Source organism: Cytobacillus sp. Bva_UNVM-123 (genome assembly GCF_046351715.2).
Classification (GTDB): domain Bacteria; phylum Bacillota; class Bacilli; order Bacillales; family Cytobacillaceae; genus Cytobacillus.
This window is the reverse complement of sequence record NZ_CM177772.1, coordinates 2,154,667-2,168,115: the sequence shown is the minus strand read 5'-3', so window position 1 is coordinate 2,168,115 and position 13,449 is coordinate 2,154,667. Positions and strand designations below refer to the sequence as shown.

General features: G+C 36.7%; 13 protein-coding genes. All 13 read right to left on the bottom strand.

The window, feature by feature from the left end; genetic code table 11:
* Positions 1-17 precede the first annotated feature (17 nt).
* Complete coding sequence (locus tag KDN24_RS10670; protein ID WP_409974840.1) at positions 18-1,067, bottom strand: aspartate-semialdehyde dehydrogenase; 1,050 nt, start codon at positions 1,065-1,067, stop codon at positions 18-20.
* A 179-nt stretch (positions 1,068-1,246) separates the two neighbouring features.
* The gene (gene dpaB, locus KDN24_RS10665; protein WP_409974839.1) at positions 1,247-1,846 is read right to left on the bottom strand and encodes a dipicolinate synthase subunit B; all 600 of its coding nucleotides are present in this window, start codon (positions 1,844-1,846) and stop codon (positions 1,247-1,249) included.
* A gap of 1 nt (position 1,847) precedes the next feature.
* Entirely contained in the window at positions 1,848-2,744 is an 897-nt protein-coding gene (gene dpaA, locus KDN24_RS10660; RefSeq protein ID WP_409974838.1) for a dipicolinic acid synthetase subunit A, read from the bottom strand.
* Between the two features lie 175 nt (positions 2,745-2,919).
* The gene (locus KDN24_RS10655) at positions 2,920-3,168 is read right to left on the bottom strand and encodes a YlmC/YmxH family sporulation protein (RefSeq protein WP_409974837.1); all 249 of its coding nucleotides are present in this window, start codon (positions 3,166-3,168) and stop codon (positions 2,920-2,922) included.
* A gap of 110 nt (positions 3,169-3,278) precedes the next feature.
* Positions 3,279-4,514: a M16 family metallopeptidase gene (locus KDN24_RS10650; RefSeq protein ID WP_409974836.1), complete on the bottom strand. Its 1,236-nt coding sequence runs from the start codon at positions 4,512-4,514 to the stop codon at positions 3,279-3,281.
* A gap of 86 nt (positions 4,515-4,600) precedes the next feature.
* Complete coding sequence (locus tag KDN24_RS10645; protein ID WP_409974835.1) at positions 4,601-5,548, bottom strand: polysaccharide deacetylase family protein; 948 nt, start codon at positions 5,546-5,548, stop codon at positions 4,601-4,603.
* 223 nt (positions 5,549-5,771) lie between these two features.
* Entirely contained in the window at positions 5,772-7,892 is a 2,121-nt protein-coding gene (gene pnp, locus KDN24_RS10640; protein WP_409974834.1) for a polyribonucleotide nucleotidyltransferase, read from the bottom strand.
* Between the two features lie 250 nt (positions 7,893-8,142).
* Complete coding sequence (gene rpsO / locus KDN24_RS10635; protein WP_409974833.1) at positions 8,143-8,412, bottom strand: 30S ribosomal protein S15; 270 nt, start codon at positions 8,410-8,412, stop codon at positions 8,143-8,145.
* Between the two features lie 165 nt (positions 8,413-8,577).
* Positions 8,578-9,525, bottom strand: a complete 948-nt coding sequence (ribF, locus tag KDN24_RS10630; RefSeq protein ID WP_409974832.1) for a bifunctional riboflavin kinase/FAD synthetase — start codon at positions 9,523-9,525, stop codon at positions 8,578-8,580.
* Positions 9,526-9,554: 29 nt separating this feature from the next.
* Complete coding sequence (gene truB / locus KDN24_RS10625; protein ID WP_409974831.1) at positions 9,555-10,478, bottom strand: tRNA pseudouridine(55) synthase TruB; 924 nt, start codon at positions 10,476-10,478, stop codon at positions 9,555-9,557.
* 83 nt (positions 10,479-10,561) lie between these two features.
* Positions 10,562-10,930 carry a 30S ribosome-binding factor RbfA gene (gene rbfA / locus KDN24_RS10620; protein WP_409974830.1) on the bottom strand — a complete coding sequence of 123 codons (369 nt, stop codon included), beginning with the start codon at positions 10,928-10,930 and terminating at the stop codon, positions 10,562-10,564.
* Positions 10,931-10,945: 15 nt separating this feature from the next.
* Positions 10,946-11,227 (bottom strand): DUF503 domain-containing protein, encoded by a 282-nt coding sequence (locus KDN24_RS10615; RefSeq protein WP_409974829.1) that lies wholly within the window; start codon positions 11,225-11,227, stop codon positions 10,946-10,948.
* Positions 11,224-13,449, bottom strand: coding sequence for a translation initiation factor IF-2 (infB, locus tag KDN24_RS10610; RefSeq protein WP_409974828.1), 2,226 nt, complete (start codon positions 13,447-13,449; stop codon positions 11,224-11,226). Before infB ends, KDN24_RS10615 begins: the two co-directional genes overlap by 4 nt.

The following is a 13,449-nucleotide window of genomic DNA, read 5'->3' as shown; positions in this document are numbered from 1 at the left end:
CTTTAAAATGGCACCTATTATTTTACAATTCCAAGCTTAATTAAACTTTCTGCAATCTGCACAGAATTCCATGCAGCACCTTTAAGCAAGTTATCTGAAACAACCCACATATGAAATCCTGTTGGTACATCTAAATCTTTCCTAATTCTCCCAACAAAAACATCACTTTTACCAACACAATTTGCAGGCATCGGATAAATTTGATTGTCGGGATCATCTTGCAAAACTATTCCTGGAGCCGTTTCTAGTAATGTTTTTATATCTTGTACACTTACTCCTTGCTCTTCTACTTCAAAATAAATAGATTCAGAATGTCCGGTTGCAACAGGTAGACGAACACAAGTAGCGGCAACTTGTAACTCCGGTAAATGCATAATTTTTTTTGTTTCATTAATCATTTTCATTTCTTCGAAAGTAAATCCATTATCTTCAAATTTATCAATTTGTGGAATGGCATTGAAAGCGATTTGGTAATGCTTTTGATCCCCTTTTACAGGTAGAATTTTTGCCTCAAAAGGTTCATTATTGATAATCAACCTTGTTTGCTCATTTAACTCTTCTACTGCGGCTGCACCAGAGCCTGATACAGCTTGATAAGTAGAGACAATCACTTTAGTCAGTCCATACTTTTTACGAATGGGCTCAAGCGCAACAACCATTTGAATCGTAGAACAGTTTGGATTAGCAATGACTCCTTGATGAGTAGTGAGATCTATTTCATTCACTTCAGGAACAACGAGTGGAACATTTGCATCCATTCGGAAGGCACTTGTATTATCAACAACAATTGCTCCTTGTTCAACCGCATGAGCTGCAAGTGATTTTGATACACTTCCCCCAGCACTAAATAAAGCGATATCAACATCTTTAAAGCTATTGGCTGTTGCTTCTTGTACGATATATTCCTCCCCTTTATAATGCACTTTTTTACCTGCTGAACGTGCTGATGACAATAACGTGAGTTGGGAAATTGGGAAATTCTTCTTTTCTAAAGTATTTAACATTTGCTGCCCGACTGCCCCAGTTGCTCCTAATATGGCTACATGAAAACCTTTTTGTTGATTCAATTTTATGCTCCCCTTCCAAGAAAAATAATTTTTCTATTAATGTGAAAGAATTTTCTTATAATAATGTTCATTTTAACATATTCATTCATTAAAGAAATAAACTTTTTAGGTGAATTTTAAGCTGTGTATTTGTTCGATCTAAACTTTCACATTCTCATTTATCTAGAAAAGGAAGAAAATTAATGATCATCTTTATATTTTTCAATAATAACTGGTTGTAACTGTTTTCCTACTAATGCGGCCTCTACGGTTTCTGAAAGAGAAGTCATTCTAGCAACCATTGAATTCGGCTTCTTGATTGGATCATCCTGACCATAAGGAATAAAATAGATATTTTTTGTCGCCATTAACCTCATTAAATTGACACCATTTAAGCCAAGCGCATCATTAGTTGAAATTCCTAGAACAACTGGCTTTCCATTTCGTAATGTTGCTTTTGCTGCCATTAGCACTGGAGAATCGGTCATTGCATTCGCAAACTTACTTAAAGAATTCCCGGTTAATGGGGCAATAATCATACAATCAAGTGGGATTTTCGGACCGAGTGGCTCTGCTTTAACGATCGAGTCAATTACTTTTTTTCCTGTTAACTCTTCAATCCGCTCAATCCAGTCTTCCCCTTTGCCAAACCTAGTTTCTGTATTTTTCACTGTAAACGTTACGACTGGCAGCACTTCAGCACCTGCATTTACAAGTTTTCTTATTTCAGGGAATACCGCATCATATGTGCAATGGGAACCTGTTAAGCCGAAGCCAATTCGTTTGCCTGTTAAGCTCATCTTACTTTCCCCTTTCACTTTTCGTATTTTCTTTAATTAATTGTGAAAGAACATTTGCCAAAATTTGTCCAGCTGTTTTTGGAGCGACAATACCTGGGAGTCCAGGTGCAAGCAAAGCTTTCACACCTCTTTTCTCTGCATATCTAAAATCTGTACCACCTGGCTTAGATGCTAAATCAATTATTAATGTGGAAATCGGCATTTTGGAAATGACAGACGCTGTGACGATAAGAGAAGGGATTGTATTAATACAAATGTCTGCATCTTTTATTTCATTTTCTAATTGATCTAAATGAAATGGAATTAAGCCCATTTCGGTAATTCGAGCAAGATGTTCGCTTCTTCTTGCACCAACTTTTACTTTTGCACCAAGAGCTGCGAAAGTTCTAGCAACACTCATCCCGACTCTCCCTAAACCAAGTATTGTGACAGTTGAGCCATGAATGGTTATATCAGTATGTTGGATAGCCATCATAATGGTTCCTTCAACCGTTGGAATGGAGTTGTAAATGGCAACGTCATCCCGTTCAAATAATTTCACAAGATTACGATTTGTTTGCTTCGTAATACTATCTAAGTAAGAATTTGTGATACCTGAGTAAATCGTACAATGAGCAGGTGTTTCTAAAAGCATCTCTTTTCGTAAAAAAACCTTTTCATTCGAAAAAATCGTTTCAATTTGACCATCCAGACTTGTTCCTGGAACTGGCAAGATGAGTGCATCTTTATTTTCAAACTCTACTTCATCTATTTTTTCCTTTACGGCTCCGGTAAAGGCATAATCTAATTGTTCAAAACCAATCAATGAAAGCTTGGCATCTAGTTCTGTCAATTTCCGAATGATTTCTAGCTGCCTTGCATCACCGCCGATTACTGCAATTTGTACTCCTGTTAGCATGAACCTCCACCTTCTTCTAACGGAAATATTTTTACAACTACTTCCACATCATATGTACTTATTTAAAAAACGGTGAGTTGACTTGAATAAGAAGCCAAAACAAAAAAATGCAGATTAGCTAGAGAGCTTCTAATCTACATCATTGTGAAATATTGCCGTTACATTTTTTTATAATTTATTGCTCGTCATCATTTGGAATGTCCAAAATGATCATATCATTTCCGATTTTCTTAATATGACTCCATGGTACTCTAATTTCTTCTCCCTGCCTTTTTAACCCAAACCATTTGACTGATGGAATTACGAGCGATTGGATTTGTCCATTTTTTTCGTTTATTTCAAGATCTGTTTGCCCTAACACTCCTAATCTTTCTGCTCTTTTAACGTCAACTATTTCTTTCCCACTCAACTCACTCAACCTCATTGTCATCCCCCTTTTCCTTCTTTATATAATCTATATGCTCGTCGCCGTTTTTAGACTAAGTTATCGCCCATAAAAAAACAGCCTGTCAAAAACAGACTGTCCTTCCTTTATCATATATTTTTTGGTAATTCACCAGTCGGACTGATTAGAGCAACTGAGTAGTTGTCAGTAAATATAGTTCTAGCCATCTCATCTACTTTTTGTTTAGAAACAGCATCAATTTGCTCAAGGATCTCATCTAATGTACGATGACGGCCAAGAAGTAATTCATTTTTACCGTTTCGGCTCATACGACTATTCGTACTTTCTAAGCTTAACATTAAACTTCCTTTTAACTGTTCTTTACTGTTATTCAATTCCTTTTCTGTAATCCCTTCCTGCTTTAGCTTTTTCAATGTTTCTTGCATCGTATCAAACAGTACATCTAACTGTTTTGCACCTGTTCCCCCATATAAAGTCACGATTCCACTATCTTGAAAAGCCGAATGGTAAGAGAATACAGAATAGGCCAAACCTTTTTGTTCACGAACATCTTGAAATAAACGACTACTCATACTGCCGCCAAGTATATTATTTAAAATAATTAAATTATACATATCGTCATGTCCAACTGGCAATCCTTCAAAACCTATACATAAGTGAGCCTGTTCTGTATCTTTTTTTCGAGAAACTTGATTTGTATGAAAATGAGGTTTATCATTTACTCCTTCTCGATTTCCACCTTTATATGATCCAAAAAACTGCTCCACATTTTTAATGAAAGACTCGGTAATATTCCCTGCAATAGAAATAACAACATTTTCAGGTGTATACATATTATGTACATATTGTTTTAAAGTCTCTCCATTAAATGTAGCTAACGTCTCTTCTGTTCCTAAAATCGGAAAACCTAGTGGATGAGTCTCATAAATGGCTTTGCTTAATAAATCATGGACAATATCATCAGGCGTATCTTCATACATTTTTATTTCTTCATAAACGACATTTTTTTCTTTATTCAATTCTTCTGTGACAAATGTGGAATTAAAAAACATATCTGCAAGTACTTCTAGAGCAAAATCTGCATGTGTATCAAGAACCTTTGCGTAGTAACAAGTATATTCCTTCGAAGTAAAGGCATTTACTTGTCCACCAATACTATCAAATGACTCTGCAATTTCTCTTGCCGATCTTGTTTCTGTCCCTTTAAAGAACATGTGTTCTAAAAAATGAGAAATCCCATTATTTTTTATATTTTCATCTCTTGAGCCTGTCCCAATCCAAACTCCGATTGCGACAGACCGAACGGTTGGAATATTTTCAAGTACGACTCTTACTCCGTTTTGACATGTGTATTTTCTTATCAATTAACTTCCTCCTGTTCCAAAAACTTTGCTGACTTTCTAATCATATAGCATTACGATAAATTTTACCAAAGTTTATCATAACTTATTTAATTTATTGGCCTATCTGAGCTTAAAAGTTCAGAAACTGTGCCAATTTGCAAATTTTTCTGGTGCAGTTGAATAATTAATTGCTCAAGGGAATTTGCTGTAGAATCTGTCGGATGCATTAATATCATTGCGCCATTATGGACTTTACTTATGACACGTTGAAGTAATTGTTCTGGAGTAGGCTTTTTCCAATCAACTGTGTCAACGGTCCACATAATTGTACCAAGCTTCATCTCTGCTGCAATTTGTACTGTTTCTTCACGATAGCTTCCACTTGGTGGTGCAAACCATTGAACAGGCTTATCTGTTATCGCTTGGATTACTTCATTCGTTTTTTGAATTTCTTCCCTTGTTTTGCCAGCGGAGATTTGTTCCATATTTGGATGTGAATATGAATGATTGCCAATTTCATGACCGGCATCAATAATCATCTTTGCAAATTCCGGATTATTTTGCACCCATCTTCCTTCCAAAAAAAAGCTTGCATGAACATTATATTTTTTCAATATCGATAGCATCTTTGGCAAGTATTCATTTCCCCAGGCTACATTAATTAAAAAACTTACCATTTGCTTATCTGGATGCCCTTTATAAATGACGCTAGGTGGGAGATCGCTTAATTGGATTTGCGGCTTTATTTGATTATAAACGAGTTTCTCTTTACTAAACTGACTATCCGCTTTCATTTTTTTATAAGAGGCCTCAACATCTACTTGTAACCCATTAAGTCCAGGTATTGCCTTCCACACACGATCAATCTTTGCGTCAATTGGTGGGATATAGTATTCCTTCGCTTGCTGCTCAATTTCTTTGTACAACGCATCCCTTTGCTTTGTCACATAAAATGAATCTTTTTTCAATCCGGATACATAGTTCGTTGTAAAGGGATTATTCACAATAAATAAAGCAAATAAAAAAATAATAACTAAATGAATAAACTTCCTCATATCCTTCGCCTCCTTCACTAAACAGTATGATTAGTAAGAACAAGCTAGAACGAGGCCTCACTTATTAGTATGGATTATTTAAATAGTTTTAATAAATATATTTCCTTTCGCTATTACGAACTTTTCTGTACCATTGTACAAGCGTCTCTTAACTTTTCTAAAAATTAAAAAAGCCAGGGGCTTCCCTGACTAGATGAATGTATTTTCAATTTTAAGGTAAATTTTACTGCTGGGCTTTTTCTTTTTGTTCACGTTGTTCACGAAGAACAGCTTTTCGAGATAGATTCACTCGACCTTGCTTATCAATCTCAGTAACTTTCACAAGTATTTCGTCCCCAATGGACACGACATCTTCTACTTTGCCAACACGCTCTTCAGCAAGTTCAGAAATATGAACAAGACCATCTTTTCCATTGAAGATTTCTACAAATGCTCCGAATTTTTCAATTCGCTTTACTTTTCCTAAATACATTTGGCCAACTTCAACTTCACGAACGATGTCTTCAATAATTTTCTTCGCCTTCTGATTCATTGCTTCATCAACAGAAGAAATAAACACCGTACCATCTTGTTCAATGTCAATTTTCACGCCAGTTTCTTCAATAATTTTATTAATTTGCTTACCGCTCGGTCCAATGACATCACGAATTTTTTCCGGATTGATTGTCATCATCAATATCTTCGGTGCGTACTCTGAAAGTTGTTGACGAGGTTGGGCAAGCGTGCTAAGCATTGAATCAAGAATTTGCATCCTGCCTTTTTTAGCTTGTTGAAGTGCTTCTTCAAGTATTTCGCGAGAGAGACCTTCAATTTTAATATCCATTTGCAATGCCGTTACACCTTTAGCCGTACCTGCAACTTTAAAGTCCATATCACCAAGATGATCTTCCATTCCTTGAATATCCGTTAATATGGAGTAGTGCTCCCCTGTTTTAATTAAACCCATTGCAATCCCAGCAACTGGAGCTTTAATTGGAACCCCAGCATCCATCATCGCAAGCGTACTTGCACAAATACTTGCTTGGGAAGTGGAACCGTTAGATTCAAGAACTTCAGAAACGAGACGCACTGTGTAAGGAAAATCCTTTTCAGACGGAATGACAGGCTCTAAAGCACGTTCTCCTAATGCACCATGGCCAATTTCCCGACGGCCTGGGCCTCTCATTGGACCAGTTTCTCCGACGCTAAAGTTAGGAAAATTATAATGGTGCATAAAGCGTTTCTCTTCTTCAATGCCTAATCCATCAAGAATTTGGACATCACCAAGAGCACCTAAAGTACATACACTTAATGCTTGAGTTTGTCCACGTGTAAACAATCCTGAACCATGTGTTCGCGGAAGAATGCCAACCTCAGAAGAAAGTGGGCGGATGACATCTAGGCCACGACCATCTGGTCGAACTTTGTCCTCTGTTATCAATCTTCGTACTTCACCTTTAACGATCTTATCTAGAATTTGCGTAACATGTTTCAAGTCATCATCTGTTGCTTCCATTTCAACAAACTTTTCGATCACTTCTTTTTTTACAGCTTTTATCGCATCTTCTCGAGCATGTTTTTCTTGTACTTGAATGGCCGTAATCATATCTTTTTCACAAAGTGAACGAACCTTGTCTTCTAGCTCTTTATCTAATTCATAAAGAGTGATTTCAAGCTTGTCCTTCCCTATTTCCGCAACAATTTCCTCTTGAAAAGCAATCAAACGCTTTATTTCTTCATGGCCAAACATGATTGCTTCAAGCATTGTTTCTTCGGGAACTTCTTCCGCTCCAGCTTCCACCATGTTAATGGCATCCTTTGTTCCTGCTACAACTAAATGGATGTCGCTTTTTTCTGATTGCGCGACTGTTGGATTAATGATAAATTCACCATCAATTCTTCCTACACTGACTCCAGCAATTGGTCCACCGAAAGGAATATCGGAAACACATAGTGCTAATGAAGAACCGAACATAGCTGCCATTTCTGATGAGCAATCTTGATCAACACTCATAACCATGCTTACTACTTGTACTTCATTACGAAATCCATCTGCAAACAATGGACGAATTGGTCTATCAATTAAACGACTTGCTAAAATAGCTTTTTCGCTTGGGCGTCCTTCCCTTTTAATAAAACCTCCAGGAATTTTTCCAACAGCATATAAACGCTCTTCATAATTTACTGTTAATGGAAAAAAGTCCAAATTCTTCGGTTCTTTTGATGCTGTAGCAGTACTTAGTACAGCTGTATCTTCATAACGGACTAATACTGCGCCGTTTGCTTGTTTCGCTAGCTGACCAATTTCAACAGACAGCTTGCGTCCAGCCCAATCTATCGAGTAGATGTGCTTTTCTTGTCCCATCTTTGTACCCCTCTCTACCAATTCCCTATAAGGTTTTACGAAAAATCTTACTTTACTTTTGTTTATATCATAAACTTAGTATGCACAGAATAATTACTGATTAAAATAAAATATGTATATTTCAAGTATAGCTTTTTTATAAAAGTAATTATAACATTTTAAGTAAACGAACGATTTAGCTAAACCACCTATTGAAAAGTGGACTTTCTAGTAAACAGTAAAAAAGCGGGATAAATCCCGCTTTTTTCAATTATCGACGTAAGCCAAGTTTATTGATTAACACACGATAACGTTGAACATCTTTGTTACGTAAGTAAGTTAATAGGTTACGACGTTTACCTACCATTTTCATAAGACCACGACGTGAATGGTGATCCTTCTTATGTGTACGTAAATGTTCATTCAATTTGTTGATGTCTTCTGTAAGGACAGCAATTTGAACCTCTGGAGAACCAGTGTCATTTTCATGAGTTTTATACTCATTAATAAGTTCGTTTTTGCGTTCTTTTGTGATAGCCATCCATTTCACCTCCTAAATGATAAATCCCCTGTTACCGAGCAAGCGTCGGTGAGTCGACTTGCCAAGCAAAGGTTCATTTAATACGTTAATAAGAATACCTCTTTTTATGAAAAAAAGCAAGACTTATAAAGAGAAAAACTAAAATGATAACGAAACTAAAAGGTATTATTTCATTTTAGCAAAATAGTTTAATGCTTCAGCCTTATCTTTTTCAATTTGGGCAATGAGTTCTGTTATACTAGAAAATTTCTGTTCTTTTCTTAAGTATTGATGCCATTCAACCGCAACTTCTTCACCATAAATATCTTGGTCAAAATCAAAAATATGAACTTCAATCGAGGGTTTCAATGAAGCTTCCTTATGAAATGTAGGTTTAAATCCTACATTACAAACCCCTTCATACCATTTATCATGAACATAAAAACGAACACAATAAACGCCAAGTGGAGGGATAATATAGTCTTCTTCTAACCCAACATTTGCGGTTGGGAATCCGATTGTACGGCCTCTTTTGTCACCGTGGATAACGATGCCTTTTGTTGTATAAAAACGACCGAGAAGGGATGGAAGTTCCTCCAAATTTCCAACACGAAGATGAGATCGAATTAAAGTTGAGCTGACCTTATCTTCACTTTTTGTTACTTTTGGAATAACTGTAAACCCAAATTGTTCACGTGAATGAAAGGGTAATGTCTCCATTGTTCCTTTGCCCATACGTCCATATGTATAATCAAACCCTGCCACAACATGCTGAACATTAAGTTCAATTAAATAACGATCAACAAATTCCTGTGGTAACAAATTGGCAAACTCACGAGTAAAGTTAATGATAAATAAATAATCAATCCCTAAACTTGAGATCAATTCAATTTTATCCTTCAGAGGTGTAATGTATTCAACGTGTTTAACATCTTTGCTAAGCACGACAGATGGATGAGGATCAAAGGTCATTACTGCACTCTTCATTCCTTTTTGTTCAGCCATTTCTTTTGCGGTTAAGATGACCTTTTGATGCCCTAAATGGACACCATCAAAATATCCTAGTGCCATGACGAGTTGAGGTTTGACATCTCTACTCATATCATGTGGATGATGCAATGAAATAACTTCCATGATGATTCACCTTTTTCCTATATAGAGCATTAGCCTAATTGTTCATTTCTTAATACTTTAACAGGCTTCAACAGTCCTTGCTTTTGCTGATGATGATCATAGATTGCCAATGCAATATGATCAATTGTTTCAAAAACGAAAGGACCATTTATGTTTAATAAATGATGTGCGGTCGGAAGGACCGCTCCATTTTGTACTTTCTTTGCTACTGTATCATTAATCGTATATTTCGGCAAATGAGAAAGCGCAGACTCTAACGGTCTTATCTTTTCTTCAAGTATTCCCGCTTCTACTCTTTTTTCAATTTCCTCAAAGGTTAAACAATCATCTAAAAAATAGGAAGCAGACTGAATTCTAATTAGTTCCGACATATGTGCTGGATAGCCTAGCTCTGCTCCAATCATCACAGCCAAAGTGCGAATATACGTTCCTTTACTGCATGAAACACGAAACCGAAAGCTAATTGTTTCTCCATTAAAGCTATCTCTATCATCAAGAAGTTCAATTGAATAAATATTCACTACTCGCGAAGGCCTTTCTACTTCAATTCCCTGTCTTGCATATTCATATAGCCGTTTACCATTTACTTTAACCGCTGAATACATAGGAGGGGTTTGAGTAATTTCGCCTGTTAATTTCGTTAACACTTCTATTAGCTGCTTACGCGAAATCGAACCATTTATTTTCTTCCTTTCAACAAGCTCACCTGATGAATCTTCAGTCGTTGTTGAAAATCCAATCGTCACTTCTCCCTCATATGCTTTACCAGCTTCTGTGATGTATTCAGCCACTTTTGTTGCTCTCCCTAAACAAATAGGAAGTACACCCGTTACATCCGGATCTAAAGTTCCAGTGTGACCAATTTTTTTCATTTTTAATATTTTTCTAAGCTTAAACACGCAGTCATGTGATGTCATCCCTTTTGGCTTATAAAGAGGTAATATCCCTTCCATTGTTTTTCCCTCTTTTCGTCATTTTCGAAAAAAATGGATAGACTCGTGTCTATCCAAACTAAAAATTAATTCATTTTTGCTATTTATTCGTCCTCTTTATCTTTCGTGCTGTCCTCGCTTTGAATTTGATTAAGTAATGTTTCAATACGATTACCATAATCAATGGATTCATCAAATTCAAAGAAAATTTCTGGTGTTTTCCGTAACCGGATGCGTTGACCGATTTCAGAACGAATAAATCCTTTTGCTTTCGCAAGTCCTTTAAGTGTATTTTCTTTCTGCTCCTCATTTCCAAGAACTGAAATAAATACGGTCGCTTGTTGAAGATCGCCTGTAACTTGAACATCTGTGACCGTAACGAAACCAACACGTGGGTCTTTAAGTTTACGACCAATAATTTCTCCAAGTTCTTTTTTCATTTGTTCTCCAACTTTATTTGCTCGAAGGCTCATTCTATTCACCTCTTTTTAAAGCCATTCAATATCTGTTACTGTTCGTTCGATTTCTGGAAATGAATCGATTAGCTTTAATGCATTTTGTAATTCTTTCTCTGTCGAGGCTCGAGAGGAGGAGACAACAACAATGGCAATTTTCGTTCGCTGCCATAAATCTTGAAACTCCACCTCTGATACAGAAGCATTATATTTTTGCTTCAGCCTTGAAAGAATCCGTTGTAAAACAGCTCGTTTTTCCTTTAAGGAATGTGTGTCATAAATGATACATTCACAAGCTGCAAGTCCGATTATCATTTGCGTTCAATTTCCTGCATAATGAACGCTTCAATGACGTCAGCTTCTTTCACATCATTAAAGTTCTTAATGGTAATTCCACACTCATAGCCTTGGCTAACTTCTTTCGCATCATCTTTAAAACGTTTTAAAGCATCTATTTCACCTTCAAAAATGACGATTCCATCACGAATTAAGCGAACACCACTATCACGAGTAATTTTCCCATCCGTTACGTATGAACCAGCAATTGTACCAATTTTTGATACTTTAAAGGTTTGACGAACTTCAGCTTGCCCAATCACTTTTTCTTCAAATTCAGGATCAAGCATACCTTTCATCGCTAACTCTATTTCTTCTATCGCCTTATAAATAATTCTGTGTAAACGAATTTCAACGCCTTCTGCCTCTGCAGCCCGTTTTGCATTATTATCCGGTCGAACGTTGAAACCAATTACAATGGCATTAAATGCAGCAGCAAGCGTAATATCTGATTCATTAATCGCCCCTGCACCAGTGTGAAGAATTCGAACATTTACACCTTCAACATCAATTTTTTGTAAAGCTGTTGTAAGTGCTTCTGCAGAACCTTGGACATCTGCTTTGACAACGATGTTTAATTCTTTCATTTCACCTTTTTTCATATGTTCGAATAAATTATCTAGGCTTACACGCGTCTTCTCGCTTCGTTGAGCTTGTAAAGCTTGTTGGGCACGTGACTCACCGACTTGTCTTGCTGTTTTTTCGTCTGGTAAGACGACGAATCTATCGCCTGCTTGAGGAACATCGTTAAGACCAGTAATTTCAACCGGTGTTGATGGCCCAGCAGTTTTTACACGGCGACCCAAGTCATTAACCATTGCTCGGACACGACCATATGTGTTCCCAACAACAATTGGATCTCCTACTTTTAGTGTTCCATTTTGGACAAGTAAAGTTGCAACAGAGCCACGGCCTTTATCAAGCTGAGCTTCAATAACTGTACCGACAGCATGTCTGTCCGGGTTCGCTTTATATTCTTCAACTTCACTTACAAGAAGAATCATTTCAAGAAGATTGTCAATTCCTTCTCCTTTTAAAGCTGCAATCGGAACAAAAATCGTATCGCCACCCCACGCCTCGGGAATTAAACCATACTCAGTCAATTCTTGCATAACACGATCAGGATTTGCCGATTCTTTATCCATTTTATTAACAGCTACAATGATTGGTACTTCAGCTGCTTTTGCATGATTAATTGCTTCGACTGTTTGAGGCATAACACCGTCATCAGCTGCAACAACTAATATGGTAATATCGGTAATTTGAGCACCACGAGCACGCATTGTTGTAAATGCAGCGTGACCTGGTGTATCTAAAAAAGTAATTTTCTTTCCATTTTCTTCAACTTGGTAAGCACCAATATGTTGAGTAATCCCACCTGCTTCTCCTGCAGTCACTTTCGTATTACGAATCGAATCTAAAGTTGTTGTTTTACCATGGTCAACGTGCCCCATAATTGTCACAACAGCTGGACGTTCAACTAATTTTTCATCGTCACTATTTGTGAAATAAGCTTCTAAATCTGTAATATCTATTTTCACTTCTTCTTCAACTTCTACTCCGAAATCACTAGCAATTAGTTCAATGGCATCCTTATCCAGATCCTGATTAATCGTTGCCATTACACCAAGCATAAACAACTTTTTGATTATTTCCGATGGCTCGCGGTGCAGCTTTTTCGCAAGCTCAGCAACTGTTAAAGATTCACTGAAAGTTATCTTTGTAGGAAGTTCTTTTACTTTTTTAGGAGCTGGTGCTGAGGTTTGCTGGTTCTTTCCTTTGTTAGTTCGATTTTTATTGTTATTTGATTTATTTTTGTTGTTTTTATTAATAGGCTTATTCTCTTTTCCATAATTTTCTTGGTTAGGTTTTTTTCCGTCTCTTGCTTTTGGATCATGATTACTGCCTTTTTTGTTAGGTGCTACATTGTCATCTTCATTAATAGCAGAGTCAACCGTTTGTTTTGGTTTGGCTTGTTGTTGTGGCTTTTGGTGACTTGACGCTTGTTGCTTATTATTTTGTTTTGGCGGCAGCTTATCTTCTTTCTTGTTATAAACTCCGTCCAGTTTTTGAATGGCTGCCGCTTCGATTGTTGTCATATGATTAGAAACCTCAATATTTAAGTCTTTTAATTTTGTTATTACGTCTTTGCTAGATACGTTCTGCTTTTTAGCATATTCGTAAACGCGCATTTTACTCAT